Genomic DNA, 26,031 nt, shown 5'->3' on the forward strand with positions numbered 1-26,031 from the left:
TAAGCACACCTTTTTAAATTTTCCAAGTCTTAGCGCATTTTTTTCGTAGATTTGCAACATAATTTTGTAAACTATTTTAAATCATGACGCTGAAGAAACGCATAGACGAGGACATCAAGCAGGCCATGCGCGATAAAAATCAGGATACACTCCGCGCATTACGTGCCATTAAGTCGTTGATTCTCTTGGAAGAAACGAAAGAAGGAGCAAGTGGAGATTTGAGCGCTGACGATGAACTGAAGCTGTTGACCAAAGCCGCCAAACAACGTCGTGATTCGGCCTCTATTTATGAACAACAAAATCGTCCCGATTTGTTGGAAAAGGAAGTAGCCGAAATCGCGGTCATTGAAAAATATTTGCCAAAACAACTTTCAGAGGAAGAAGTAAAGGCCAAACTCGTAGAGATTATCGAGCGGGTAGGGGCTAAATCGCCTGCTGAAATAGGTAAAATAATGGGCGTTGCCATGAAAGAATTGGCAGGCCAAACAGACGGTAAAGTGGTACAAACACTGGCGAAAAGCTTGCTCGTGGGATGAACACCCTAGATTTGCTCATTATTATCCCACTCGCTTGGGGAGCATTTAATGGTTATCGCAAAGGGCTACTCGTCGAAGTTGTCGGTGTAGCAGCCTTTGTGATAGCCATGATTGTGGGTTTTAAATTTCTTCGTTTTGGTACCGATTTGCTGGCACCTTATCTGACGGTAGAGCTTACGCGTAAGTTTTTGCCATTTATTGGCTTTTCAGTCATTTTCTTCCCGACCATCTTCATGGTCAACCGCATTGGGTATTCTTTACGCTCCATGCTTCGTTATACCATCTTGGGCACGCTCGATAACCTCGCAGGGGCTGCTGTTGGTATATTTACGTGGGTGTTTGGTATCAGTGTTTTCTTTTGGTTGCTTAGTACGATTGGGGTAGCAATGCCGCCCAAATACCGCAACGAAAGTTTTTTATACGAATATACCGTCCCCATTGCGCCCAAAATTATCAGTGTCATCTCTGATTGGATACCCGTAGGTGGTAACCTCATTCGTGAGTGGGGAAGAGGAGAGTAAAGGGAATGTCGAGGGTCGAATTTACAGTGTCGAGTGCAGAATGTCGAATAGGAATGCCACATTCTGCGCTCGACACTAAAACTCGACATTCTGCACTCTACCCTCGACATTCTTTTACCTCATTCTCTGAATACTTTCGGACAAAACTTCGTAAATGCCTTGCCACGCAGGGTAGCGTTCGAGGTAGTCGAGGTGCGTTTCGATGGTTTGGTGGTCGCCACGGCGTGCTGGCCCCGTTTGGACGAGCGCAGGGTCGGGGCTTTGGAGTGCCTTGCGGAGTGTTTCGCGAATGAGGGGTTTGAGTAAGTCAAACTCCAAGTGCTCGGCATCCAAAATTCGTTTGGAAATGGCTAACAAATGATTGCTGAAATTGCAGGCAAAAACCGCCCCAATGTGCATCAATCGCCGTTCCTCGGAAGTCATGAGGTAAACAACGTTGCTGATGCCTTGGGCCAATTGAATCAGCATTTTTTCCGTAACGGCGTCTGACGATTCGATGCAAAATGGTACATCAACTAGCGATAGTTCGACGTCTTTGCTGAACGTTTGGAGGGGATATAAAACGCCCGTTTTGGCAGGAATGTCGCTATAAATGTCAATAAGCTGCCGAAATTCTGCCAATGATTTTGTGCCTGAAGTGTGAACCACCGTACAGTTTTCGGGAAGCACCAACCGCGAAACCACATCGGTAAGGGCATCGTCGGCAACGGCCAAAATGAGCAATTCGGCAGCGCTTTCGGCAAAGTCAAGGTCGGGGGCGATGTGGGTATCGTATAGTTTATTGACAAGCCGACGAGCGTTTCGGGCATCGCGACTGTATATTTCGACAATATGGTGGCCTGCGTTTTCGAGGGCTTGGGCTAGGTGCCAAGCCACGTTTCCTGCTCCTACAAAAGAAATGCGCATAGTTGAACAAGTCAGATTGAGGGTCAAATATAAAAAAATAACCCGTCGGCTGGTGAGCACGACGGGCGATGAAAGCGGGCTAGTTGAACGTTTGGTAATAAAAAATCGCTTTGGTGGCCTAGAGGGCTTTTTTCCCAAACTGATACATGACCTTAAATCGAATACCTAAGTTGCGGTTTTCGGTGAGGTACGACGGTTTTTGTAAATAAGGGGCAATATAAGTTTCTGCTTGGACAACAAGGTGTCTCCATTGCTTTTCAACACCCGCCGCCGCAATAAGGTCGTTTGACAGCGTAGGTTTAAGCACAAAATCTCCCCGTTTTTGGGTCAATTCCCCGTTACGTTCGCGGGTGTAATAGCTAAATGACTGACAAGCAGATAAATTGAGATTGGTACCTCCCGATAATAAGAAAGCAAAACCGTCATTCATCGGCCAACGATACGTCAAGCTCACGGGTAGCTGCCACAAAGTGGCACTGGTGGCGATATTGAACGCTTGAGGCGGAGCCATTGGCGGCTGAATGGGGTTTTTTTTGTTCCAATCTTTAAAATCGCGCTGCGTTTTTTCTTTAAAAATATCTTCAGTATAGTATTGGGGGCCTATGATAAAAGCACGTGCTAGACCCACGTTTATACTCCAAAACTTGCCCAGAAGCAAGCTTGTGTTGGCCGTATAGGTGGTTGAGCCATTACTAATATTTAAGCCAGCCCCCATTCTGAATTTCATATTTTTAAACGAAATTGAAGGGGGAGGGGGAGCGGCCGCTGAAGCCGCAGTGGTAGCTGCCGAAGCTGAGGTCGCTGAATTGGAAGGATTTGATAACTTCGTATAGGCATACCGCTCTACCTTGGCTTCTGCGGGGGGGATGCCCGCTAATTCTTCGATTTCGGTATGAGGTTCTAGCAAGGCGATTGCCTCGGGCTCATTCTCCAAAATCACCCCTTCGGTTGTCATTCGCTGGGCTTCTCCAGTAAGGGTTTTTGTTGTTTCGTAAGCCTCTGGTTGTGAAGTATTTTTGAGGGTTGATTTTTGCCAAATCGACGAGCTGTTTTTTTGCGAAACAGACGCTTGTGAAGCAACTTGATGGGGGTTGCTGCCTCGCAGATTGTTCTTCGACATCGCGTTGCCTCGTTTGTTGTCACGACTATTGTTTGTCTCGCTTTCACGAATTGGTCGGGTTGTATTAGCCGTGGACGTTGGTTTTGTACTCAGCTCATTTTCTCGTGGGCGAGCAGCGCCTTTCTCAGTGCCATTTTTGTCAATAACATTGTTTTCTGCTTCTTCTGGCACGTCGTTGGAGGCATTCGCTTCTTTAGGCGTATGTTCAAATGCGTTGCTGATACGTTCGTTAGGACTTTGACGAATAATCTTGCCAACATTTTTGAGGCGTTCGGCCACGGCGGGCTCTTGGCCTATTGTTTCGTCGGGGCTTTCGTCATTTAAAGAAGGTACAGATGAATCATAGGTATTGAGTTTAGAAGATTTTACTTCGATGTATTTGGTAATATAAACAGTATCTACGCGGGTAGTCACTCGAACGGGAGCGTCTTTTTGCTTGGCAATATTTGCTTTAAGCTCGACTACTTCTTGGTCCAGTTTTTTGTTGGTTCGATACTGATAGACATTGGCAAATACCATCATGGCCGCCGCTACACTAGCAGCAGTGTACCATGCAGTGCGCGCACTAAAGCGTTGGAAAAAGGGCTGTGAAGTATGGGTTGCTTGGTAAGCGGCAAACTTCGACCAGTCGTCTTCTTGAAAACTGGGCTGAATCCCTTCCAACTTTTGGCGTATAGCTTCGTCAAATTTATCGGGTTTCATTGTTGTTGGTAGCGTGTTGTCACACTTAGTTTATTGTTTTTTGGCTGAAAATCGCCGTTTAATTCAGTAATTTGGGGTACTCACTTAAACTTCTGTTCTACTTTCCCCTCGCTAAAAAGCGGGTATGATTGCTTGATTAACTCTTGCAAACGGGTACGGGCTCGTGAAAAATGTGAGCGTACGGTGGCTTCATTAAAATTGAGCACATCTGCAATCTCACGAAGCTGATAGCCGTCCACCACGTGCATCGTAAAGACAGTACGATAAATCGGTTTCAACTGTTGCACCAAAGCCAAAATCTCCTCGGCAGATATTTGGTCAATGACCGATTCATCGTTTGATGGCTCGTTAATATTATCTAGCCCAATCTCGCCATGAAATTTTTGATGCTTTCGGTAATAGCTAATCGCGGTGTTGACCACAATCGTCCGCAACCAAGCCTTGAAAGGCTGGGTGAGGTCGTAGCGGTCGATGTGCTGGAAGACTTTTAAGAAACTTTCGTTCAAAATTTCTTCGGCTTCTTCCATCGACGACGAATACCGCAAGCTGATTCCCTTGGCATAACCGAAAAATTGCTGAAAAAGCACCCTCTGCGCGCGGCTATCGTTGCTCCGACACGCTTGGATGACTTCCTCCAGGTCATCTTCGGTAAAGTTGATTTTTTTTCGAAAAAACAAGGTAGTAACGGATTTGGATGGTTGTTAGCGGCTTCAATATCTGCCTGATACATACACGCCTGTACGCTATTATGTGGCCTAGTGTTGCAACAAATTACACTTTTTTTTTCTTAAAAAAATTTAAAACTTTTTTGCCACGCCCTGCAAAAACCCTACGTAATGGCTACTGAAATCAATTTCCAATTATCAATTTTTCAACTTAACAAAAACAAACCATGAAAAAGACCTTGTTTTTAGTGTTCGCGTTAGTAGGACTATTTTTGGTGAGCTGCAACCGTGAAGACATCAATGCCAATTCGACAACGGAAGATTTGACAGAAGTAGTGCAGCTTTCGGCAGCTCGCGCTGCGGCCACAACCGACACTGTAACCAAACAAAAGTGTAAAGGCAAACTAACCGAAATCGAAGAAGCAGATTTGCCAGCAGCCGTGAGTTCTTACATTACCACTAACTACGCGGGAGCGGAAATCCAGTTTGCAGGAAAAGACGCAGCAGGACAAATTGTGGTAGGGCTGAAACTCGCTGACGGAACGCACACTGGCGTACTTTTTAACGCAGATGGTACTTTCAACAAAGTGCTTGAAAAGTATGGTAAAAAAGCAAAGTTGACAAGTGTAGAAATTGCTAGTCTTCCAGCGGCCATTACGACCTACATCGCGTCGAACTACGCCACCTATACTGCCGTGAAAGCAGGAACAAATGACGCAGGGGATTTCTTTGTTGTGGTTGAACTTACATCGGGCACCGACGAAGAGAAAAAAGCATCCCGTAAAGTAGTACAGTTTACGGCAGCAGGTACGTTTACGCAAGAAACAACGCCTCCAGCGCACCCACAACGCGGTAAAAAAGGAAAAAAAGGCCGCTAGTTTAGCTCTTTCGCAACCCAAGCCACAAGCTTGGGTTGTTTTTCTTAATAATGTCTAGTTAGAAGTACACACCTATTACACACACCTGAAGTTTATGAAAAGATTCTCAAACCTCTTCTTAGGAAGCATTTTCGCACTATTGAGTGCTGCTATGTTGTTCAGTTGTTCTAAAACAACCGTCGAACCTGATCCTGCCGACCAAGTAATTGGGTCGTACAACGGGACTACCTACACTGAGTCAATCAATGGCGTAGCCCAGAGCATTGACTTAACCAATACAAGTATCAAAGAAAATATAACGATTGAGATGTCGGTGGCCAAAAAATCGGCCAACATCGTCAATATTGTCTTGAAAATTTCGCAACGCGATAGCACAGGTACCATGCAATCTTATACCGAAACCTACGATTCTATCGAGCTCAAAGCCTTAGGCAGCGGGTCATTTGATATGTTATCGGTCGGTGAAACTATTGGGCAGATTGGCAATGGAGCCATAAAACTCCAAGAAACTTATACTGATACCGATGCCACAACGGGGGTTTCTGCCCAAGTGACGGTGACCATCGCGGCTGCCAAAGCAGTTTAAACCGTCGTCAGATTTTGACGATATATCTACACATAGAAAATTAATGCCACGCAACGACGGCAGGAAACGTACTCGAAAGTAATAAACTACCGAACGACGTTACCGCCGTCGTTGTCGGCTTTTTGAACTATAATCCATACTTTATGAAACAATTATTACTCGTTCTTCTCTTGCTGGGGACGTTTGCTGGATGGGCGCAGGGGCCTGCGGAGGCAGAGCTTGTTATCAAAGACGAATTTTATAACAACAAGCCTTTGCTGTTTGTGTTGACTGATTTGAAGAAAAAGTACAATGTCAAGGTCGATTACGACGAAGAATTGGTCAAGAAGTACCGCGTATCGTATTGGTTTGATAATACCAAATTTCTCGAAGGTTTGAAAGGCGTACTGCGCGATACCAAAGAGCTTACCTTTTACATCACGGAGGCCAATACGGTTAAAATTGTTCCCAAAAACTCTCCCGAACTTCCCAAAGAAGCCCGAAAAGAATTTGATACGCGCTACCGTGGCGTACCGACTCGCGCGGATTTTACGCTCGTGGGGCGCATTGTAGAAAAAGGAACGTCCGAAAACATGCCCTTTGCGTCGGTGGCGGTGCTGGGGACAAAAATTGGGGCTCAGACCAACGTGGACGGGTATTTTACGTTGCTTAAAGTACCTTCCGATACGGTGACGCTGTTGGTGAGCTACGTGGGGTACAAAAACGCAACGGTGTTTTTATCCCCCAAAACGCCGCTCGACAACTTTATTATTGAGATTGAACCTGGCGAGCAGGAACTCGAAGAAGTCATGGTCATGGGGGAAAAAACGGAAGTGTTGAAAGCCAATGAAATTGTGGGAATGATTAAAATGACCCCCAAAAATTTGGCAAAACTACCCAACATCGGCGAACGTGACCCCTTTCGGGCGTTTCAATTGATGCCTGGGGTCAGTGCTTCCAACGAATCTTCATCGGGCTTGTACGTGCGCGGAGGCACTCCCGACCAAACTCTGGTGCTGTACGATGGCTTTACGGTGTATCACGTCGATCACCTTTTTGGCTTTTTCTCGGCCTTCAATTATAACGCTCTCAAAGATATTCAGCTTTACAAAGGAGGTTTTGATGCCAAATTTGGCGGGCGCATTTCGGCCGTGGCTGAAATCACGGGGAAGGAAGGAAACAAAAACAAAATCAACGCAGGTGCTGATTTGAGCTTGTTGAGCGCCAATGCCTATATCGAAACGCCGTTGAGTAAAAAAATGACGCTGTTGGTAGCAGGGCGGCGTTCTTACAAAGGGCCGTTGTACGAAAAAATCTTCAACACGTTTACCTCAGAACGCCAAACAACGGTGGCACAAACGGGGTTTGGACGCCCCCCAGGCGGGCCAGGTGGACGATTTGGGAATAATGCCCTCCAAAACCAAACGGCGCAGTCGTATTTCTATGACCTAAACGCTAAACTGACGTGGAACCTTTCCAAAAAGGATATTTTGACCTGGAGTTTGTACAACGGAACGGATAAAATGGATAACTCCTCGGCGTCTTCGTTTAATTTTGGTCGTGGTGGCGACTTGGGTGCTTCCACTTCTTCCAATGACATTTCGGCTTGGGGGAATTTGGGAAGTAGTTTTAAATGGTCGCGGCGCTGGAACGACAAATTGTACAGCAATATGCTCGTAAGCTACTCTAATTTTTACAGTAATCGAGATAATACCCGCACCGTCGTAAGTACCATTCCTGCAACGGATACCTCCGTGGCAATCACGCGCAAACAGAATATTGGACAAGTTGAAACCAATGATTTGAAGGATTTTACGGCCAAAATAGACTTTGAATACAAATTGACGCCGCACAATCAGCTGGAGTTTGGAATCCACTCAACGGCCAATACCATTGATTATCAATACATCCAAAACGACACCGTCAATGTATTGAGCAAAAGCGACCGTGGCCTCATCACGGCGTTTTATTTGCAAGACCAAATGCGGTTGTTTAATACCAAGTTGTTGTTGAAGCCAGGCTTACGTATCAATCATTTTAACGTGACCAATAAGCTCTATTTTGAGCCTCGATTAAGCGCAACGTACGCACTGACCGATAAAATAAAGCTCAAAATGGCGACGGGGCGTTATTTTCAGTTTGCCAAACAAATCAACCGCGAAGATTTGACGCAGGGAAACCGTAGTTATTGGTTGTTGGCCAATGGCGGAACGCTTCCTATCACGCAGTCGGATCACCTCATTGTGGGCGGAAGTTATGAGTACAAGCAGTACTTGGTGGACGTGGAGTTTTACCAAAAAAACAACACGGGTATCACCGAATATACCCTGCGTTTTGTGCCCCAAATCCGCCAAGGGTTGAGCGTTCAGGAAACGTTTTTTAACGGAAATGAAGTGGTACGCGGCGTGGATGTGTTGGTGCAACGCAAGTTTGGGGATTTCAACGGCTGGATAGGTTATACACTCTCGGAAGCGCTTCGAAACGTGTCGGCGTTTTCAGATTTACCTTACCATTCCGACCAAGACGTGCGTCATCAGTTTAAGTTTATTGGAGCGTATCGTTGGAAAAACATCGACTTTTCCCTGACTCAGATATTCTCGACAGGCCGTCCTTATACTTCTATTGTGGGGGCTTACCAAGTTAAGTTATTGGACGGTTCAGTGCGCAGTTTTACAATGCCGTCGGATAAAAACGCGACTCGTTTTTCGTCCTACAATCGCCTCGATATTTCGGCAACCTACAATGCGCGTTGGGGAAGCATCGGGCTTTCGGTATTTAACCTATACAACCGCAAAAATGTGTGGTACAAACGTTTTGAAGTCATTACCGAAAACGGCGAAAGTGTGCTTCAAACCACCAATGTCAATTATTTGGGATTCACACCAAACGTCACTTTCTCGTGGAAACTCCGCTAAAAGGCGAGATGAGACTGTTTTTTTTGTAAACCTCAACATGAATTTTTCGATGAACTATATAGCAACTTTTTTTAAGAAATTTCAACAAACAGCGCTGATGGGGCTGCTCTTAGGAGTATTTGGCTTGGCGTCTTGTACGGACACGAATCAGGTGGTCTTTTCTAACCAAAAACCCGTAGTGGAGGCTTTTTTGGCGCCAGGAAAACCTGTAAGTTTAAAATTGACAACGGTAACTTCCTACGCGGCTTCGGGCGACGATGCTGATTCGGTTGCCAGACTCATAACGGGTCAAACGATTAAAATCCATGTAAGCAATGGGAAAGTTTTTACCTTAAAAGAGGTCAGCGAAGGAATGTACGAATCGGCTGCGACGGAATTGGTAACTTTTGGCTTGACCTATACCTTGGATTTTGAGTACAAAGGGCTTCCTGTTTCGGCGATTACCAGCATTCCGACACGCCCCACGGGTTTTGCCTTGAGCCGAAACGTAATTTATCGAACCCAAATCGACCTTAGTAGCGGCACGACGGGTGGTTTTCGTCCGCCTTCGGGGGAAGACCGTAGCCCAATTGAGGCAACGTGGAACAATCCCGCCAGCGATTATCATTTTGTGGCGTTTATCAATACTGAAACAAACCCAACGCCTATTACGATTTTACCCGCCGAAACTACCCAAAGCCCGTTTGCCCGTCGCTTCAACAACGAACCAACGACGGCGAGTTCGAGTAGCATTATGCCGCAGACATTTCAGTATTTTGGCAAGCATTACGCGGTTTTGTATCGGTTGAATGCTGATTATGCAGCGCTCTATAAATCAACAGGAACAACGACTCAAAATATTAGTACACCCCCAACGGCAATCACCAACGGCCTCGGTGTCTTTACGGGCGTAAATGCCGATACGCTGATTGTCAATGTGTATCAGTTGTAGTGAAGGAGCGTGCAGGAGGTTGCTCACAACCTCCCTGATTAGCGTATCTTACAACCTCCACAGTTTAATTTTTTGGCGAAAACTCAGGTTGTGAGCAACCTGAGGCACAGAAGGGAGGGTGTGAGCACCCTCCCACACTTTGACCTCCCTCACATTAATCGTGTTTTTCTTTCTGAAATACTTGAGCGCTATAAATGCTTGAATGACCCGAAAAAAGGTAAGCTACCACACTCGATAAGGCAATAAAAACGCCGCATTCGGCCCCAAAAAGCTCCATCCCCATCAATGTACAGGCAATGGGCGTATTGGTAGCACCTGCGAAAACAGAAACGAAACCCATCCCCGCCAGCAAGGCCATCGGCAACGGAACGAAGGCCGAAAGCGCATTACCCAACGTAGCACCAATGAAGAAAAGGGGAGTGACTTCTCCGCCCTTAAAACCTGCGCCGAGGGTGAAGGTGGTCAACAAAAGTTTGAGTACAAAATCGTAAGGAGCAAGCGGTTCGGTAAAAGATGCGACAATGGTCGGAACTCCCAAACCAATGTGCCGAGTTGTTCCCAAAAGCAAAATACAAACCGCTAATACGGCTCCGCCAACCACAGGACGCAGCGGGGGATAGGCAATCGTGCGTTTGAAAAAATCTCCCCAAAAGTGTACGATTTTAGAAAAAGAAAGGGACGTTAGACCAAATAAAATGCCCGCAAAAATGGCCCAAAGTAGCGTACCTGCGTGGATATGAGGTACGTTGGGGATGTTATAATGCGTATGAGCTACTTGCCATGCGTGGCAGGTATAGTCAGCGATTATTGCCGTGAGAAGGCTAGGCAAGAGCGCTTCGTAGCGCATTCGACCCACAATCAGAACTTCGAGGGCAAAAACACTGCCCGCCAGCGGTGTCCCAAATACCGAGGCAAACCCCGCACTGATTCCAATAATCAGTAAAATGCGGCGGTCATCGTCCGAAAATCGGAAGAGTTTGGTAAACTGGTCGGCAATAGCTCCCCCCATTTGAACGGCCGTACCTTCGCGCCCCGCCGAACCGCCAAACAAGTGCGTGACTAGCGTTCCAAATAGTACAAGCGGAGCCATTTTGGGTGGAACAATCTGGGTTGGACTGTGAAACTCTTCGATGAGTTGGTTGTTGCCTTTTACTACATCTTGCCCCCAATAATAATAGACTGCTCCGACGATAAATCCACCAACGGGCAAAAACCAGATAATCCAAGAATGTGTTTCTCGCCAGTTGGTGACCCAGTTGAGTGATACCAAAAAAAAAGCTGAAGCCGAACCCGCCAAAATCCCCACGATAAGTGCCATTACCAACCATTTGAACACAAAAAGGAAAGTAGCGCTGGGGAAGATGACGGATTTGTTATTTTTCATGGTTCGATGGGTTATTTTGGCACGAAAAATACGAAAAAGCGAATTATTACCCTAGAAAATTAGTATGCCAGAGGCAGAGGGTTTGTCGTGACAGATAAGTTGTGTAATTTTGAACATGAATTCTATCCTTGACTTTTTCCAATACCTCCTTAACTCCGAGGAACTTATCCGCACGGGAGGGCTAGTGCTCATAACGCTTATTATTTTTGCCGAAAATGGGCTGTTTTTTGCGTTTTTTCTGCCAGGCGATTACCTCGTTTTTTTGGCAGGCGTATTTTGTGCGCTCAAAATCCTCGACGTTCCCATCTTTTTGTTACTGATGTGTCTGTTTTTAGCCGCCATCGTGGGTTCTTTGACGGGCTACTTAACTGGACGTTTTTTTGGGGATCGCATACAAAATCGACCCGATTCGCTGTTCTTTAAGAAACAACACATCAACACGACCCGTAAGTATTTCGATAAGTACGGAAGCCGCACGTTGGTGATTAGCCGATTTTTGCCCGTTGTGCGCACTTTTGCGCCGATTTTGGCAGGATTGGTGCGGATGAACATTGGTGGCTTTATGTTGTTTAATGTGTTGGGAGCGGGATTGTGGATTTTTGGATTGACAGGTGGAGGATATTATTTTGGGGAAAAATTTCCTTGGATTATAGATTACGTACATTACATCATCTTTTTCTTTTTAGGAATTACGACGTTTACGGTAGTAAAAGGGTATTTTAACGCCAAAAAAGAAATTGCTGACGAATAAATTGCCAATATCAAAATAGCTAGTCGTTATTATGTTCGTTTTTCACATCGGTTTTTTGAACGTTGAGTGGGTTGACGTCTTGGATATTGCCTTGGTAGCTTTCCTTTTATATCAAATTTACTACTTGGTGCGGGGAAGTTTGGCGAGTAGGGTATTTTTAGGGTATTTGTTGATTTACCTTTTTTACTTGGTCGTCAGGGCCATTGGTTTGGAATTGCTCACCAAAATCCTGGAGTATTTCATGGGTGTGGGTGCGGTGGCTTTGATTGTTATTTTCCAACAAGAGATTCGTCGTTTTTTGTTGTTTGTAGGAAAATCAACCGCTTTTGCCAATAATCGTCTCATTGGACGGTTTTTTCGTCAACCAACTTCGGCCGATAAAATCAATGAAATTAAGCCTATCATAGAGGCAGTTCGGGCACTGGCGGCTGAGTTTACGGGGGGCTTGCTAGTACTCAAGAAAAACGATGAGCTCGACAAATACATCCAAACGGGCGAAGAGGTGGACAGTGTGTTGTCAAAACGCCTTTTTCTTTCGCTTTTTAACCAATACAGCCCCATGAACGACGGGGGCGTCATCGTGGCCGATGGGCGCATCAAAGCCGCTCGCTGTATTTTACCCGTTTCGGATAGCGATGATTTTGGAAATTTGGGTTTCCGCCACCGCGCGGCACTTGGCATGAGTGAAGTAACCGACGCGGCGGTGATTGTCGTTTCGGAAGAAACAGGACGTATTTCGTTGGCCATAGAAGGCCAATTCCTTAGCAATATTTCGGCTTCTGAAGTCGAAGAACGCCTCAAAAAGTACTTGTTTGAGGTAGGTAGAAAATAAGCGGTGCCGTTTTTAGCCTTCGTTTTTTAATAAGTACTTCCGACGGACATCGTTGAGAAGAAACTTCTTTTGGGCGGTAAAACTCTCAGGGTGAATTTGAGAGAACAGTTGCTCCCATTCCTGAAAACGCTCCGCTTCTTGTTGGCTAAAGGTTTTTATGTCAATTTTTTTGGTGACAAGGTATTCTTCAAAAGTCATGGAAAAAAAGTTTGAGAATGAACCACTACTAGACTAAATCAAATCGGGTAAGGACGTCGTTGAAGTCGCTGTGCATTTGTTGAAAACGGGCAAATACACTTTTTAGAAAAACTTCGTCCGCGAAAACTTCTCTCAGGGCAGCTTCATCCCCCAAAAAGTCCAATTGATTTACCTTATACATTTGTTCGTAAGGCCCAGCTTCAATCTTGACAATGTATTTTTCATTCCAAGTATAAAGCGAAATTTTGTACGAATCAGTCGTGGCGATGTCTCCAACGTAGCGCATAATTGTGTCTTCTATTTTTTGAAATTTACTCACAGGCCTCTTTACGGCGCGTATCAATGATGCTGAGGATTTTCCAGCCAGCAGGTGTTTTTATTAATTGAAACGCATTGACACCACAGTGGCTGAAGTTGCCTTTGTAATAAAACTTGTACGGAGTCCAGGCAGTAGCCAAGTCACCATCAATACGGATTTGCATTCCAGAAAGGCGTTCGTCAAGGTCGCCAGGTGTAGCTTTGCCAATGCTTTTGAGAAATCCATCAAATGAATCAGACTTAACGCTGATGTCGCCTGATTTGGCTTTGACAATTGATTCAAGGCGGGCGTTGGCAAGTAATGTTTGGTGTACCATCGAGGAGTCACTTTTTTTCATTCCTTCAAAAAGTTGTTGGATAGGTACTTTCACGGCAGCTTCTTCGGTTTGTGAAAAGCCAATCAATGATGCAGTGAGAAAAAAGCAGAGGAGAGAAAATGGTTTCATTGGTTTAGTAGAAGGTTGATGGAAACAAAAGAAGCGACGCCTGTTCAAGCGTCGCTTCAAATTTATAACAAATCCCGCAGAAATTATTTCGCTGCTACAACTGTATCAGCAGGAGCGGCTGCAGGAGCCGTAGTTTCTGGAGTTGCACCACCAAACAATTTTTCACGGATGGCGTTGGTACGTTGCTCCAACTCTGGTTTTGCCGTATATTTAATCTTGGTTTGACGAGCCGCTGAATCGGGGTGTACGCCGTAAACGTATTCATCGCCAGCGCGCAAATCCGTCTGTTCGATGGTATTGTTCTTTTGATACTTACAAGAGGCTAAAGAAACCGTCAACAACAAAGCACTTATTTTCAAAAAGTTACGTTTCATCTTCAAGATTCGTTTATCAAATTTGTACAAAAATAGAGGTCAAATTTGAAAATGCCAACGTTTCTACATTTGTTTTGCAAAAAAAATGCCCTTATTACATTCTCAAATTTATCTATTTTCACATTGTCAAATTAACGGATGTCCTCACAATTAGATAAACTAACTCCCCGCGAAATAGTCGCCGAACTAGACAAATACATTATCGGACAGCACGATGCTAAGCGCAACGTAGCGATTGCACTCCGAAACCGCTGGCGTCGGATGAACAGCACACCCGAGATGCAAAAAGAAATTATTCCAAATAATATTTTGATGATTGGGGCGACGGGGGTCGGGAAAACTGAAATTGCCCGCCGCTTGGCCAAAATCGCCGATGCACCTTTTGTGAAAGTAGAAGCTTCTAAATTTACAGAAGTAGGATACGTGGGGCGCGATGTCGAAAGTATGGTGCGCGACTTGGTAGAACAAGCCGTAAATATGGTGAAAACGGCCAAAAAAGAAGAAGTAAAACAAAAGGCGCAGGACATCGTAGAGGAAATTATCTTGGATGTGCTGATTCCGCCGATGTATCCCAACAATTCCCCTACAAACAGCACCCGCCCAAGCGTAGGTTTTGAGATTACGGATGATACCGACGCCGTTAACCCTCCTCCGCCTGTTTCGTCGATGCCTGATCACGAACTCAACGAGCGCACACGCGTACGTTTTCGCGATAAGCTACGGGCGGGTGAACTCGAAAATCGGAAAATCGAGATTGACATGCAGTCTTCGTCGGCTCCTAATATTGGCGTGATGGGTGGGCCTATCGACGATATGTCGATGATGAATTTGCAAGAAATGCTCGGTAACATGATGCCTAAGCGTAATAAAAAACGTAAAATGAGCATTGCCGATGCCCGTAAGATATTGTTGGAAGAAGAAGCGGCCAAGCTTATTGATATGGATGAAGTGAAAGAAGAAGCGCTGCTGAAGGCCGAAAATTTGGGAATTATTTTTATTGATGAGATTGACAAAATCGCCAATTCTAACGGCAAAGGCGGAGGCCCCGACGTAAGTCGTGAGGGGGTTCAGCGCGATTTGCTGCCGATTGTCGAAGGCTCAACGGTTAATACCAAGCATGGCCCTATCAAAACCGACCATATTTTGTTTGTGGCAGCGGGGGCTTTTCACGTGTCTAAACCGTCAGATTTGATTCCAGAATTACAGGGACGTTTCCCGATTCGGGTCGAATTGCAAAGCTTGACGGAAAATGATTTCTATCGTATTTTGAAAGAGCCGCGAAATTCTCTCACGCGTCAATATTTTGCGTTGATGGAAGCCGAAGGTGTCGAATTGACTTTCCAAGATGAAGCATTGCTAGAGTTGGCCAAATTGGCATTTACCATCAATTCTGAAGTGGAAAACATTGGCGCGCGTCGTCTTCAGACGGTGATGAGCACTTTGCTCAATGACTTCATGTTTGACATTCCTGATGTTATCGGACCCAATGCCCACGTGATTGTGACCAAAGAGTTGGTGCAGGAGCGTTTGGCTAACTTGGTTAAAAACCGCGATTTGAGTCAATATATATTGTAGTGCCAAACCTCCCGAATGTTTACCTGTTTGGAGTATGAACATTCGGGAGGTTTGTTATTTTAACGAATAACAATTTGCCCTTCTAATTTTGCCAATAAGCCATCCCGATACTGCATCCCAATCGGAATCTGCGTATGCGAATGAAACGACAACATGTTTCCGCTGATGCTTTTGATTTTTGGCAGGCTGGCAATGTACGATTTGTGTACCCGAACAAAGATGCTTTCTGGGAGGCTTTCTTCCATTTTTTTCATGGTTAGGTAAGTCACAATAAAACGGTCGCGGATATAAATCTTGACGTAATCCTTCATCGCTTCCACGTACTGAATTTCATCAAATAGAACCTTTACCAAATTGCCATCTTCTTTGACAAAAATCCCGTTGTCTTCCCCGCGAGGCGTTGGGGGCGTTTTGACTTCGGTTTCTGGTGGCGCTTCTTGTAGTTCGTGACGGCGTTTTTCGAGGATTTCTTTGGCTTCTCGCCGCTCTTTTACTTTTTGGATGGCCCTTAGAAAACGCTCAAAAGCGATAGGTTTGAGCAGATAATCAGTAACATCCAGTTCAAAACCATCGTGAGCATACTGGTGAAAAGCCGTTGTCATAATTACTTGTGGCCGATACGACAGCGATTTTAGAAACTCCAAACCCGAAATTTGGGGCATTTCGATGTCGCAAAAAATCAAATCAATCGAATGTTGCGATAGAAGTTCGTAAGCTTCAAAGGCGTTGCTTGCCTTGCCCGCAAGCTCTAAAAAAGGAAGCCGTTTGACAAAAGTTTCAATGATTTCCTGGGCAATGGGCTCGTCTTCAACAATAATGCAACGGAGGTTTTTCATAACTCAAGTTTTAAATCAACTTTATACATTCCTTCATTTTCGATTACCTTCAATCGATGCTTGTTGGGGTACAAGAACGCCAATCTTTTTTGCACATTTTCGATGCCCGAATGGTGGCAGTCGGAGACGTAGTACGACTCAATTTTTAACTCTAACACCGCATTTTGCGTTTTGATGTCCACCTCGCAGTTTGATTTTATACATTTAAAGGCTTTTTCTAAAAGGGGAAAAATCAGCAATGGACTAATCGTCAGGCTGTCGAGGAAATGGGTTTTGAGCCGAAAATTGACGTTTACGTGTTCCGAGAGTCGCGTTTCTTGCAAATCAACGTAATTAATCATAAAATCCAATTCCTTCTGAAGCGCTACTTTCTCGACATCCGTTTCATAAAGGGTATAGCGAATCATATTTGAAAGCTTGAGTGTCATTTGTTCGGCCTTTTTGGGGTCGGTATTGACCACATTTTTGATGTTTTCGAGCGACTCATTGATAAATTGAGGGTTAATCTGCGATTTTAGAAGCTTAATCTCCAAGTCCATTTTGTTTTTATTCAGCGCATTGTTTTTGCGTTGCTCTAAGGCCAAGTCTATCATTATCTTCAAGGAAATGGGCAACCAACGGGATGCCTGTACCAAAAATATAATAGGGTTGAGCAAAAAATCGGACAAGCGCTGCATTAGCCCCCCGCCGTCGATATTGATCATTTTTTGGTAGTCTTGGTTGAACGTCCCAAAATCGAGGTGGTTTAGCGCAATTTGCCAGATGATTTCGTTGACGACCGTTTTGACCAAATGACCCACCACATATACTAAAAATAAATAAATGACATACTTATAGTGTACAAACAGCCGACGCACACAGTACAATGCCAATCGATAAGTGATGTAAAAAACGATGATGTTGCCGAACGACCAAAATAAGGCCCCCGACGTGAACATATTGGTGGTAGAGCCGACGTAAATGGTATTATTAAAAAACCAAAAAAGCCAAAACAAAAGCTCAAAAATGCCTGCTCGTTTATCATAAAGGTAATCTAAGGTGGACTTCATAGCTGTTGGGGTTATCGTGGATTTGGAGCGAATGGTAGGGGTAGAGTAGCGATAAACGACGTTTGATATTGACCAAACCTATTCCGCCTACTTTGGTTTTCGATACTTTTAAATCGGGTTTTGAATTGTAAATGTCGAAACGTAACTGGTTGTTTATTAGGGATATGCTGATGTCAATTTGGGCGTGTTTGAGGTTGTCGCTTAGGCCATGTTTGAAGGCGTTTTCGACAAAAGGTAACAAAACCCGTGGGGCAATGAAATGGTTGTTAACCGTGTTTTCGTCCACCTTAAAACCAATATGAACGTTTTGGTCGTGCCTAATTTTTTCGAGGCTGATGTAGTTTTTAAGGTAATTGATTTCTGAAAGCAGCGGTACGTTATTGCCTTTAGAATCATCGAAAGATTCTTTTAAAAGGCTTTGTAGTTGGCTGATGGCGGCGGTGGTGGTGGGCTTTTGATTGAGAATGAGCCCATAGATATTGTTGAGCGAATTGAATAAAAAGTGAGGGTTAAGCTGACTTTGTAAAAATCGAGATTCGAGGTCGTGGTTAAGGTCATTGAGGTGTTTTTGCTTGATGATATTTTCAATAAAGTACTTGACAGATTTTACCAAAATAATGAGGCCAAAATGAGACTTGAACTCAAAAAATATCACAAACGCAAACGATATGCTTCTAAAGTGCCCCCACAAACCGTACTGGTTGTAGATGTCGAGAAAGGCAAGAAAAGGATTGTCTTCTCTTGGTGCTGAATAGCTACCAACGGTGTTGTTACTGTAAACTTCTTGGAGAAAAGCGTGAGTAAAGTAACTAAAAACCGTAAAGTACCACAGGCCAATGGACGAAAAAAAATGCCAATAGCGTTCTGTGACGAAATAGGTAGGAAATAAATAATAAAAAATGGCGTAGGCCGCGACTAAATTGGTGAGCCAGTACACATAAAAATAGACGCCATATTTCAAATCTTCAACGAAAAAATCGTTGGCAAGAAATGTATAGCTCAAGTAAATGTAACACAGATGTGCCAAAACACGCAGCCAAAGCCTAGAATTATAGAAATCTAGGGCTTGTTCAACGACATCAAATAGTTGTAGATTCGGTTGGTCGAGGCGATTCATACGTTCGTCTAAAAATTTGGACAAATTTCGTCAAAGTGCATTAGTTTCTATCAATATGCGTCTGCTCTATGTGCTTGCGGTTGCTTTATGTGCCTGCGGTTGCTCACAACCGCAGGAGTCTCAGTCGGTTGTGAGCAACCGCAGGCACGAGTCGTATTCGGGCGGTTGTGAGCAACCGCCCACACGTTGTTGCTCACAACCGCAAGATGTCGTCGTAATAGGGAATGTCCCATTTGTCGAGTTTTCGTCGAGAGGAAAGCGAGGTTCGTCAAAAAACTTTGGTAACGACAGCGTATGCGTGCAGTTTTGAAGCATGATTTCTAAACAAACCAAAGCGTATGGCAAACCGATTCTTTCTCTGTATTTTCTTACTTTTTGCCATTGAAAGTAGGGCCCAAAACTGTGAATGTTCGGCGGTGTTGGCTACCTACATCCAGAAAACAGAAGCCAACTATGCAGGTTTTCAAGACAAAGTAACTGCTCAAACAAGGCCACGCTACGAACGACTATTGGATAGTTTGCGAACGGCAGCCCATGACTTGCCAGGCGATAAGCGTTGTTTCCAATTGGTACGGGCCTACAAACGTTTTTTCAAAGATGGGCATTTTCAGGTTTCTTTTAATGAGCCCGAAGTAACGGTTCCCATTCGTACCATCAGCACCGACGAGCAGCAAGCGAAAAGCTACTTTGATGCCCACGCTGGCAAATTACATCCATTGGAGGGAATTTGGGAAATCGCGGATGGAAGTTACCGCGTGGCACTCATGCGTGATCCACAGCAACCCGACAAAATGGCGGCGGTGGTGTTGGCGGCTAAAAATAAAAAATGGCAACTAGGTATGGTCAAATTTGAAGCCGCCGCCAGCGGCCCAAGCCCTTATAAAGGAATTTACTGGGCAGGCGACCTCACTTCTTCTGAACGTACCTTCCCGCTGGAAGGGAACTTGCTCAACGTCCCTAATTCTGGCTACTGGGTACGGGAATATCCACAAAAGGCAACCCCCGATGAGCTCGCTAAAGTACAGCAGGGCGACGAGGAGTTTCACGTAAAAGCAATTGATAAACAAACTTTTTACGTACGAATCCCTTCTTTTGGTATTTCCTTTGAAATGGTAGATAGTGTCCTGAAAGCACACGATGCAACGATACGGAATTCCCCCCATTTGATTGTAGATATTCGTGACAACTTTGGCGGAATGAATGGGTCTTTTCCTGCCATTTTAAAATACCTCAATACCAATACTTTTCGAGATATTCACTCACATTTTAGAAGCACTCCCGACAATTTAAAAGCGGAAGAAGCGATGATTGACCGAGCGCTGACCCAAGGGTGGATTTCGGCCAAAGACGCGAAACCTTGGCAGGAATCATTGGCTAAAAATCGACTAAAAGTGGGAGAAATGGTGGAATATCCTGCCGATACGATGTCGTACGGGGAAGTGTTGCCGTACCCTCAAAAAGTGGCAGTGCTAATGAATGAAAACTGTTACAGCAGCGCGGAGTACTTTGTGTTTTATGCCAAACAAAGTAAAAAAGTGACGCTTTTTGGCAACCATACGGGTGGCATGATGGACTATGGCAATGTGCGTGAACACGACTTGCCGTGCAAAAACTTCGAACTACGCTTGCCCACCACCCGCACAGGTTGGGTCGATTATGCCCCCATCGACAACGTTGGTTTTCTGCCCGATGTTCAGATTCCAAGCTCGGAAAAAGATTGGATAAAATTTGTTCAAAATTACTGGCAATCAAAATAGAGTTTTAACCCTTTTTTCTTAACAGTCATGAAACATCTTTTCGTGGTACTGACCCTGGTCAGCGGGCTATGCTTTGCCCAAAACAAAGGAAGCATCAAAGGACGCACGGTGGAATTGAGCACCCAAAAAGGGGTGGAGTTTGCGAGTGTTGCGTTGCTATCATCGTCAGATTCATCGCTCGTAAAAGGGAGCGTGACTGACACATCAGGGCGTTTTATGCTGCAAAATATTGCAGATGGGCACTATTTGCTGGCCATTTCTAGCGTTGAATACCAGCGTTTTGTATCGGCGCCAATCCATATTAGTGAAAACCAACGTGACTGGGATGTAGGAACGCTATTCTTACAAGCCGACCAAAAGCAACTCAATGAAGTCGTGGTGAAGGGGACTAAGCCTGTTTTTGAGCAAAAAATGGGTAACATCATTGTGAATGTGGATAGCAAAATGTTCAAAACTGCCACCAACGCCCTTGAAGTAATGCGGCGTTCGCCAGGGTTGTTGGTGGACATGAGCGGAAAAATTACGTTTAGAGGAACATCACCCAAAATTTTGATTGACGGCAAAGACCTACGAATGACCAAAGAACAGGAAAAAAACTACCTAAAATCGCTGACGCCCGACCAAATCGAAACGATTGAACTCATGCCCACGCCGCCTGCCAAGTACGAGTCATCGTTCCAGACGGTGATTAACATCAAGCTCAAACGTGATCAAAACTTGGGTGGGCGAGGTTCAATCTATGGGACGTATTTGCAACACCGTTTTGCGACGGGCGACGCGGGTGGAAACCTGTCGTACAAAACCCGAAAAATGGCGTTTTCGCTCAATACAGGCTGGAGTTCATCCAATTGGTACCAAGAACTGACCGACCGACGTATAATGGGAAAAGAAGGAAATAAAGATGTGTTTGAGTCGTATGCCTACCTTAAAAACCCCAACCAAAGCCTCAACGGATTAGTAGGAGTAGAGTACGTGGTCAGTCCGCGTCACAGCTTTGATATTAAACTTACGGGCGATATGGGTAGGGCTCCCAGTTCGACGTATGCGGAAAACAAGTCGGTGCTGCGCGGAAATGAACAACCGTTGATGATAAGCTACAACCAAATGACGGAAAATAGCCGTTCGTTGACGGGACTAGCGGGCTATACCTACAAAAACAACAAAGGCCGTGAACTGATGGTGGAAGTGGCCGTGGCAGGCAGTCAGAAACCTGGGACGCAAAATATGGTGTCGGAATATGTGCGAAACAACGAACAAGTGCGGGGTATCTCAGTTCAGCGAAACGACCAACTCGCCAACTCAACTTTCAGAACATTGAACGCGATTTATACGGACGTTGTGGGGAAAGAATGGAAATTGGAGGCAGGTTTTAAAATGAATTACGTAAAAAACCTTGCCAAAATTGACTACGATACGCTCATTCGGACGGATGCTTCTCGTTTGACTCCTTTGACAGCGGCTGATTTTCGTAAAGACTTTGGGCGAAGTAATGAGTTTACGTTCGACGAAAACATTACGATGTTTTTTATGCAAATGAGCAAGCAGTTTAAAAAGCTAGGTTTTACGGCAGGGCTACGGGCGGAAAATACCGTTACCCAAGGGGAATCCGTCACATTAGGAGCGATTGTAAACCGCAACTATTGGAATATTTTACCTAACCTAACACTACAGTATAAACTCAACGACAACAGCAATTTGGTATGGAGTTCGTCGCGTAAAATTTCACGGCCTACAGTCTGGCAACTCAATCCTTTTCCTTTTTTCATCGACCCCTACACAGTAGCGATGGGAAATCCGTTCTTGTATCCTCGTATTCGGAATGTATCGGAAGTGACCTATTCGTATAAAAAACTTATGTTGGTCACAGGCTATAATTACAATCAAAACGGGGTGACTCAGTTGCCATTGTACAATGCTACCACGAGTCTTACGACTTGGCAACAGGTCAATACCAACAACCATCGACTATTTTTTGATGTGAGTCATTCGGCTACTTTGATGCCCAAATGGAACTATCAAATGTACCTCAGCACTGCCTACGGGGGCGAAAATGTCACCCTCAATAGCCAAAGCAATTCGGTAGCTGGGCTATCGGCTTCGCTCTGGGTTTCCAATATGTTTACGTTGCCCAAAGGATATACGCTCGAAGTGTCGGGTTGGTACAATGTTCCCGACCGTGCTAGTTTCTACCGTGCGCGCTCGTTGGGAGCAATTAATTTAGGCATCCAAAAAAGCTTTGCCAATAACCGCTGGAATACGCAACTGAACGTCAACGATATTTTTTGGACAAGCATTTTTAGGGCAAACATCCAAGTGGATGATTCGGATATGACGTTTACCAACGTGCAGCCGCAGCGCTATGCGTCGTTTCGGGTGACGTACAACTTTGGGAAGTCGAAGTACCAAGCTCGCGGGCGAAAATCGGGGGTAAGTGAGGATGCGGCTCGCATTCGCAAATAACTCAGCATTCCTTTAATTGTCTCTTTTTCAACCGCTGCCTCTGCAAAGCGCAAAGGCAGCGGTTGCCATTTTTAGTGCAGTGCTGGTCGATACAAAAAGATTTTCCGAAAACTGGCGAATCTTATTGTTTATGTGGATAATGTCCTATATTTTGGGGTTTTATTCCAATAAACTACTTCAACCTTGAAAATAGCTATTTTGAAAGAAACCAAAACCTACGAAAAGCGGGTTGCGGTCACACCTGACGTTGTTAAGTCCCTTCTCAAAGCGGGTTTTACCTGCGCCGTCCAAAGTGATGCTGGCGAGAAATCTTCCCTACTTAACACCGATTACGAGAAAGCAGGCGCTCAAGTAGTAGCAGATGTCAAAACGCTCCTTGCCGATGCCGATGTCGTTCTAAAAGTCAACGCCCCTACGCTGGAAGAAGTGGCTCAAATGCGCGAAGGTGCAGTGAGCATTTCGTTTCTGTACGCCTACACGCAGCCTGAACTGGTTCAAGCCCTCAATGCCAAGAAAATTTCGGCCTTCAGCATGGATGCCGTTCCCCGTACGACCAAAGCCCAAAGCATGGATGCGCTCAGTTCGCAGGCCAACCTCGCGGGCTACAAAGCGGTTTTGCTTGGGGCCAATGCCCTTGGGAAAATTTTTCCATTGATGATGACGGCCGCAGGAACCATCAAACCCTCGCGGGTACTGATTTTTGGCGCTGGGGTGGCAGGATTACAGGCCATTGCGACGGCCAAACGCCTTGGCGCGGTGGTGGAAGTCACCGACGTTCGCCCCGAAACCAAAGAACAGGTGGAGTCGCTGGGCGGGAAGTTTTTGAGCGTAGAAGGCATGGAAGCCAACAAGTCGGAAGGAGGCTATGCCAAAGAAGTGTCGGCGGAGTTTCTCCAAAAACAACAAGACCTTATCAAACAGCGCATCAAGGACGCAGACATCGTCATCACAACGGCCTTGGTGATGGGTAAGAAAGCGCCTATTCTGGTGACGGAAGAAATGGTGAAATCAATGAAAACGGGCAGTGTGATTGTGGATATGGCCGTAGAATCGGGCGGGAACTGTGCCTTGAGCGAAGCCAATCAGACGGTCGTAAAAAACGGGGTCACGATTATTGGAGAGTCAAATCTACCTGCACTACTCGCCACCAATGCCAGCGACTTGTACGCCAAAAATATCAGTACGTTGTTGTTGCATTTGGCCAACAAAGACGGTTTTAAGTGGGAACTAGAGGAGGAAATCACGAAAGGAAGCCTCATCACACACCAAGGTCAGTTGGTCCACGCCTTTACCAAATCAATTTTAAAATAACGTCATCTTCAAATTATGGACGCAATCATCACATTTATTGGCGAAAACATACAGCTTATCTACATCCTTATCCTCTCCATTTTTGTCGGGATAGAGGTGATTTCCAAAGTGCCCTCCGCCCTGCATACCCCGCTAATGTCGGGTGCCAATGCCATCCACGGGGTGGTTATCATCGGGGCGATCATCGTCATGGGTCATGCCGAAGCAGGCAATTGGCCAGCGTTGATACTCGGCTTTTTGGCGGTTATTCTCGGAACGCTCAACGTTGTGGGCGGTTTCGTCGTCACCGATCGTATGTTAGAAATGTTTAAAAAGAAAAAGTAACCGTTTGCAGTTTTTGAGTTTACGGTTTTAGGTCTCGGGTTGAAACTAAAAATCCTAATCTGAAAACCTGAAACAGTAAACCCCAAACAGTAAACTGAAAACCTTCAACTGTGAACTGAAATGATACAACAATATTGGTTATACCTTATTTACCTTTTGGGCTCGGTATTTTTTATCGTAGGATTAAAAATGCTTTCGGGGCCTAAAACTGCCCGTAACGGCAACTTCTTGGCAGCGGCAGGGATGGCGATTGCTATTTTGGGTACTATTTTTATGCATACCAACGAAGACGGCGAGCCGATTGGCAACTACGGCTGGATTTTCGGCGGGATTGCCATCGGAACCATCATCGGTTGGATTTCGGCCAAAAAAGTAAAAATGACCGATATGCCGCAAATGGTGAGTCTTTTCAACGGAATGGGGGGCGCTTGTGCGGCACTTATTTCGTTGGTCGAATTTGGACACCTGCACGACGATGCTTCTCCCGCCACCGTCTTGACGATTGTGGCAGGATTGGTCATCGGTAGCGTGTCGTTTTCGGGTAGTATCATCGCCTACGCCAAGTTGCAGGAAATCATGAAAAAAACCTTCCGCTTACCTGCGCAAAACATCCTTACTTTGGTGCTGTTGATAGCAACGTTAGGGCTGACCGTTTACATTGCGTTGGGGCATCCAAGCACGACCTTGGTTTATACGGTTTTTGCGTTGTCGTTGGCCTACGGTGTCCTTTTTGTGTTACCAATTGGAGGAGCTGATATGCCTGTGGTGATTTCGCTTCTCAACTCTTTTACGGGCGTAGCGGCGGCTTTTGGTGGGTTTTTGTACGACAACCAAGTGATGCTTACGGGAGGGATTTTGGTAGGTTCGGCAGGGACGTTACTGACGATTTTGATGTGTAATGCCATGAACCGCTCTCTTACAAACGTAATTTTTGGCTCATTCGGAGGAGGTAGTGCCGCCGCCGCAGGTGGAGGAAGCGCCACAACGGGGGGAGCGGTGAAAAGCAGTACGCCTTCTGACGTCGCTATCATGATGAACTACGCCCAAAAAGTGATTATTGTACCGGGCTACGGATTAGCGGTAGCGCAGGCCCAGCACGTGATTCACGAATTGGAAGCTTTGCTCGAACAGCGTGGCGTGGAGGTAAAATACGCGATTCACCCCGTGGCAGGACGGATGCCTGGGCACATGAACGTGCTTTTGGCGGAATCGAACGTGGCCTACGATAAGTTGGTGGAAATGGAAGAAATCAACGACCAGTTTTCGACGACCGACGTGGTGTTTGTCGTAGGAGCCAATGACGTAGTAAACCCCGCTGCCCGCAGCAATCCTGCCAGTCCGATTTACGGAATGCCGATTTTGAACGCCGACAAAGCCAAAACGGTGATTGTCAGCAAGCGTTCGATGGCGGCGGGTTACGCTGGTATCGACAACGAATTGTTTTATTACCCCAACTGTATGATGTTGTTTGGGGATGCCAAAGACTCAATTACTAAAGTAGTAGCAGAATTGAAGGGCATGGATTAGCAAATGTCGAATAAAAAAATGACGAAATACGAA

The 26,031-nt window shown here is 45.4% G+C and carries 26 protein-coding genes; 14 read left to right on the forward strand and 12 right to left on the reverse strand.

Annotated elements, in window-relative coordinates; all coding sequences use genetic code 11:
- The first annotated feature begins 83 nt into the window (after positions 1-83).
- Positions 84-536 (forward strand): GatB/YqeY domain-containing protein, encoded by a 453-nt coding sequence (locus K339_RS0131060; protein WP_028527069.1) that lies wholly within the window; start codon positions 84-86, stop codon positions 534-536.
- Positions 533-1,057 (forward strand): CvpA family protein, encoded by a 525-nt coding sequence (locus tag K339_RS0131065; protein ID WP_028527070.1) that lies wholly within the window; start codon positions 533-535, stop codon positions 1,055-1,057. Before K339_RS0131060 ends, K339_RS0131065 begins: the two co-directional genes overlap by 4 nt.
- A gap of 114 nt (positions 1,058-1,171) precedes the next feature.
- On the opposite strand, the gene K339_RS0131070 is transcribed toward K339_RS0131065, so the two are convergent.
- The 3 genes from K339_RS0131070 to K339_RS0131080 form a co-directional block, all read right to left on the reverse strand.
- The gene (locus K339_RS0131070) at positions 1,172-1,963 is read right to left on the reverse strand and encodes a Rossmann-like and DUF2520 domain-containing protein (RefSeq protein WP_028527071.1); all 792 of its coding nucleotides are present in this window, start codon (positions 1,961-1,963) and stop codon (positions 1,172-1,174) included.
- Positions 1,964-2,081: 118 nt separating this feature from the next.
- The gene (locus K339_RS0131075; RefSeq protein ID WP_028527072.1) at positions 2,082-3,785 is read right to left on the reverse strand and encodes a hypothetical protein; all 1,704 of its coding nucleotides are present in this window, start codon (positions 3,783-3,785) and stop codon (positions 2,082-2,084) included.
- 80 nt (positions 3,786-3,865) lie between these two features.
- Complete coding sequence (locus K339_RS0131080; RefSeq protein ID WP_028527073.1) at positions 3,866-4,462, reverse strand: RNA polymerase sigma factor; 597 nt, start codon at positions 4,460-4,462, stop codon at positions 3,866-3,868.
- A gap of 215 nt (positions 4,463-4,677) precedes the next feature.
- Between K339_RS0131080 and K339_RS35520 the strand changes: the two genes are divergently transcribed.
- The 4 genes from K339_RS35520 (at position 4,678) to K339_RS0131100 (ending at position 9,739) form a co-directional block, all read left to right on the forward strand.
- A complete protein-coding gene (locus tag K339_RS35520) occupies positions 4,678-5,328 on the forward strand; it encodes a PepSY-like domain-containing protein (protein WP_051398390.1) in 651 nt (216 codons plus the stop codon).
- A gap of 94 nt (positions 5,329-5,422) precedes the next feature.
- On the forward strand, positions 5,423-5,914 hold the full coding sequence (locus K339_RS0131090) for a hypothetical protein (RefSeq protein ID WP_157607835.1): 492 nt from the start codon (positions 5,423-5,425) through the stop codon (positions 5,912-5,914).
- 143 nt (positions 5,915-6,057) lie between these two features.
- Positions 6,058-8,808, forward strand: coding sequence for a carboxypeptidase-like regulatory domain-containing protein (locus K339_RS0131095; protein WP_028527075.1), 2,751 nt, complete (start codon positions 6,058-6,060; stop codon positions 8,806-8,808).
- 49 nt (positions 8,809-8,857) lie between these two features.
- The gene (locus K339_RS0131100) at positions 8,858-9,739 is read left to right on the forward strand and encodes a DUF4249 family protein (protein ID WP_169731922.1); all 882 of its coding nucleotides are present in this window, start codon (positions 8,858-8,860) and stop codon (positions 9,737-9,739) included.
- A 154-nt stretch (positions 9,740-9,893) separates the two neighbouring features.
- Here K339_RS0131100 and K339_RS0131105 read toward each other — a convergent pair whose 3' ends face one another.
- On the reverse strand, positions 9,894-11,123 hold the full coding sequence (locus K339_RS0131105; protein ID WP_051398392.1) for a voltage-gated chloride channel family protein: 1,230 nt from the start codon (positions 11,121-11,123) through the stop codon (positions 9,894-9,896).
- Between the two features lie 115 nt (positions 11,124-11,238).
- Between K339_RS0131105 and K339_RS0131110 the strand changes: the two genes are divergently transcribed.
- Both K339_RS0131110 and cdaA read left to right on the forward strand, forming a co-directional pair.
- Positions 11,239-11,874, forward strand: coding sequence for a DedA family protein (locus K339_RS0131110; protein ID WP_028527078.1), 636 nt, complete (start codon positions 11,239-11,241; stop codon positions 11,872-11,874).
- Between the two features lie 31 nt (positions 11,875-11,905).
- Positions 11,906-12,706 carry a diadenylate cyclase CdaA gene (cdaA, locus tag K339_RS0131115; RefSeq protein WP_028527079.1) on the forward strand — a complete coding sequence of 267 codons (801 nt, stop codon included), beginning with the start codon at positions 11,906-11,908 and terminating at the stop codon, positions 12,704-12,706.
- A 12-nt stretch (positions 12,707-12,718) separates the two neighbouring features.
- Here cdaA and K339_RS0131120 read toward each other — a convergent pair whose 3' ends face one another.
- The 4 genes from K339_RS0131120 to K339_RS0131135 form a co-directional block, all read right to left on the reverse strand.
- Positions 12,719-12,904, reverse strand: a complete 186-nt coding sequence (locus K339_RS0131120) for a hypothetical protein (RefSeq protein WP_028527080.1) — start codon at positions 12,902-12,904, stop codon at positions 12,719-12,721.
- A 28-nt stretch (positions 12,905-12,932) separates the two neighbouring features.
- Positions 12,933-13,190, reverse strand: a complete 258-nt coding sequence (locus tag K339_RS0131125) for a hypothetical protein (protein WP_028527081.1) — start codon at positions 13,188-13,190, stop codon at positions 12,933-12,935.
- Between the two features lie 25 nt (positions 13,191-13,215).
- The gene (locus K339_RS0131130; protein WP_028527082.1) at positions 13,216-13,668 is read right to left on the reverse strand and encodes a hypothetical protein; all 453 of its coding nucleotides are present in this window, start codon (positions 13,666-13,668) and stop codon (positions 13,216-13,218) included.
- Between the two features lie 83 nt (positions 13,669-13,751).
- The gene (locus K339_RS0131135) at positions 13,752-14,042 is read right to left on the reverse strand and encodes a hypothetical protein (RefSeq protein WP_028527083.1); all 291 of its coding nucleotides are present in this window, start codon (positions 14,040-14,042) and stop codon (positions 13,752-13,754) included.
- 138 nt (positions 14,043-14,180) lie between these two features.
- Here K339_RS0131135 and hslU point away from each other — a divergent pair, with 138 nt between their 5' ends.
- Complete coding sequence (gene hslU / locus K339_RS0131140; protein ID WP_028527084.1) at positions 14,181-15,617, forward strand: ATP-dependent protease ATPase subunit HslU; 1,437 nt, start codon at positions 14,181-14,183, stop codon at positions 15,615-15,617.
- A 59-nt stretch (positions 15,618-15,676) separates the two neighbouring features.
- Here hslU and K339_RS0131145 read toward each other — a convergent pair whose 3' ends face one another.
- The 4 genes from K339_RS0131145 to K339_RS37405 form a co-directional block, all read right to left on the reverse strand.
- Entirely contained in the window at positions 15,677-16,453 is a 777-nt protein-coding gene (locus K339_RS0131145; RefSeq protein WP_028527085.1) for a LytR/AlgR family response regulator transcription factor, read from the reverse strand.
- Positions 16,450-17,502 carry a sensor histidine kinase gene (locus K339_RS0131150; RefSeq protein WP_028527086.1) on the reverse strand — a complete coding sequence of 351 codons (1,053 nt, stop codon included), beginning with the start codon at positions 17,500-17,502 and terminating at the stop codon, positions 16,450-16,452. Before K339_RS0131150 ends, K339_RS0131145 begins: the two co-directional genes overlap by 4 nt.
- The gene (locus tag K339_RS0131155; protein WP_028527087.1) at positions 17,474-18,619 is read right to left on the reverse strand and encodes a sensor histidine kinase; all 1,146 of its coding nucleotides are present in this window, start codon (positions 18,617-18,619) and stop codon (positions 17,474-17,476) included. The genes K339_RS0131150 and K339_RS0131155 overlap by 29 nt, the downstream gene beginning before the upstream one ends.
- A gap of 120 nt (positions 18,620-18,739) precedes the next feature.
- Complete coding sequence (locus K339_RS37405) at positions 18,740-18,934, reverse strand: hypothetical protein (protein ID WP_157607838.1); 195 nt, start codon at positions 18,932-18,934, stop codon at positions 18,740-18,742.
- A gap of 23 nt (positions 18,935-18,957) precedes the next feature.
- Between K339_RS37405 and K339_RS0131160 the strand changes: the two genes are divergently transcribed.
- The 5 genes from K339_RS0131160 to K339_RS0131180 all read left to right on the forward strand — a co-directional run bounded on the left by K339_RS0131160 (position 18,958) and on the right by K339_RS0131180 (position 25,998).
- Entirely contained in the window at positions 18,958-20,376 is a 1,419-nt protein-coding gene (locus tag K339_RS0131160; RefSeq protein WP_028527088.1) for a S41 family peptidase, read from the forward strand.
- A gap of 27 nt (positions 20,377-20,403) precedes the next feature.
- A complete protein-coding gene (locus K339_RS0131165) occupies positions 20,404-22,836 on the forward strand; it encodes an outer membrane beta-barrel family protein (protein ID WP_028527089.1) in 2,433 nt (810 codons plus the stop codon).
- 183 nt (positions 22,837-23,019) lie between these two features.
- Positions 23,020-24,147 (forward strand): Re/Si-specific NAD(P)(+) transhydrogenase subunit alpha, encoded by a 1,128-nt coding sequence (locus K339_RS0131170; RefSeq protein WP_028527090.1) that lies wholly within the window; start codon positions 23,020-23,022, stop codon positions 24,145-24,147.
- Positions 24,148-24,162: 15 nt separating this feature from the next.
- Positions 24,163-24,471 (forward strand): NAD(P) transhydrogenase subunit alpha part 2, encoded by a 309-nt coding sequence (locus K339_RS0131175; protein ID WP_028527091.1) that lies wholly within the window; start codon positions 24,163-24,165, stop codon positions 24,469-24,471.
- A gap of 120 nt (positions 24,472-24,591) precedes the next feature.
- A complete protein-coding gene (locus K339_RS0131180) occupies positions 24,592-25,998 on the forward strand; it encodes an NAD(P)(+) transhydrogenase (Re/Si-specific) subunit beta (RefSeq protein ID WP_028527092.1) in 1,407 nt (468 codons plus the stop codon).
- Positions 25,999-26,031: the final 33 nt, after the last annotated feature.

The sequence above is a fragment of the Runella limosa DSM 17973 genome (assembly GCF_000482465.1).
GTDB classification, from domain to species: domain Bacteria; phylum Bacteroidota; class Bacteroidia; order Cytophagales; family Spirosomataceae; genus Runella; species Runella limosa.

Bases quoted from the DNA above. Each gene is read 5' to 3' on its own strand.
- K339_RS0131060 (WP_028527069.1), top strand. From the start codon at position 84: ATGACGCTGAAGAAACGCATAGACGAGGACATCAAGCAGGCCATGCGC.
- K339_RS0131065 (WP_028527070.1), top strand. From the start codon at position 533: ATGAACACCCTAGATTTGCTCATTATTATCCCACTCGCTTGGGGAGCA.
- K339_RS0131070 (WP_028527071.1), bottom strand. From the start codon at position 1,963: ATGCGCATTTCTTTTGTAGGAGCAGGAAACGTGGCTTGGCACCTAGCC.
- K339_RS0131075 (WP_028527072.1), bottom strand. From the start codon at position 3,785: ATGAAACCCGATAAATTTGACGAAGCTATACGCCAAAAGTTGGAAGGG.
- K339_RS35520 (WP_051398390.1), top strand. From the start codon at position 4,678: ATGAAAAAGACCTTGTTTTTAGTGTTCGCGTTAGTAGGACTATTTTTG.
- K339_RS0131090 (WP_157607835.1), top strand. From the start codon at position 5,423: ATGAAAAGATTCTCAAACCTCTTCTTAGGAAGCATTTTCGCACTATTG.
- K339_RS0131095 (WP_028527075.1), top strand. From the start codon at position 6,058: ATGAAACAATTATTACTCGTTCTTCTCTTGCTGGGGACGTTTGCTGGA.
- K339_RS0131100 (WP_169731922.1), top strand. From the start codon at position 8,858: ATGAACTATATAGCAACTTTTTTTAAGAAATTTCAACAAACAGCGCTG.
- K339_RS0131105 (WP_051398392.1), bottom strand. From the start codon at position 11,123: ATGAAAAATAACAAATCCGTCATCTTCCCCAGCGCTACTTTCCTTTTT.
- K339_RS0131110 (WP_028527078.1), top strand. From the start codon at position 11,239: ATGAATTCTATCCTTGACTTTTTCCAATACCTCCTTAACTCCGAGGAA.
- cdaA (WP_028527079.1), top strand. From the start codon at position 11,906: ATGTTCGTTTTTCACATCGGTTTTTTGAACGTTGAGTGGGTTGACGTC.
- K339_RS0131120 (WP_028527080.1), bottom strand. From the start codon at position 12,904: ATGACTTTTGAAGAATACCTTGTCACCAAAAAAATTGACATAAAAACC.
- K339_RS0131125 (WP_028527081.1), bottom strand. From the start codon at position 13,190: ATGCGCTACGTTGGAGACATCGCCACGACTGATTCGTACAAAATTTCG.
- K339_RS0131130 (WP_028527082.1), bottom strand. From the start codon at position 13,668: ATGAAACCATTTTCTCTCCTCTGCTTTTTTCTCACTGCATCATTGATT.
- K339_RS0131135 (WP_028527083.1), bottom strand. From the start codon at position 14,042: ATGAAACGTAACTTTTTGAAAATAAGTGCTTTGTTGTTGACGGTTTCT.
- hslU (WP_028527084.1), top strand. From the start codon at position 14,181: ATGTCCTCACAATTAGATAAACTAACTCCCCGCGAAATAGTCGCCGAA.
- K339_RS0131145 (WP_028527085.1), bottom strand. From the start codon at position 16,453: ATGAAAAACCTCCGTTGCATTATTGTTGAAGACGAGCCCATTGCCCAG.
- K339_RS0131150 (WP_028527086.1), bottom strand. From the start codon at position 17,502: ATGAAGTCCACCTTAGATTACCTTTATGATAAACGAGCAGGCATTTTT.
- K339_RS0131155 (WP_028527087.1), bottom strand. From the start codon at position 18,619: ATGAATCGCCTCGACCAACCGAATCTACAACTATTTGATGTCGTTGAA.
- K339_RS37405 (WP_157607838.1), bottom strand. From the start codon at position 18,934: ATGCTTCAAAACTGCACGCATACGCTGTCGTTACCAAAGTTTTTTGAC.
- K339_RS0131160 (WP_028527088.1), top strand. From the start codon at position 18,958: ATGGCAAACCGATTCTTTCTCTGTATTTTCTTACTTTTTGCCATTGAA.
- K339_RS0131165 (WP_028527089.1), top strand. From the start codon at position 20,404: ATGAAACATCTTTTCGTGGTACTGACCCTGGTCAGCGGGCTATGCTTT.
- K339_RS0131175 (WP_028527091.1), top strand. From the start codon at position 24,163: ATGGACGCAATCATCACATTTATTGGCGAAAACATACAGCTTATCTAC.
- K339_RS0131180 (WP_028527092.1), top strand. From the start codon at position 24,592: ATGATACAACAATATTGGTTATACCTTATTTACCTTTTGGGCTCGGTA.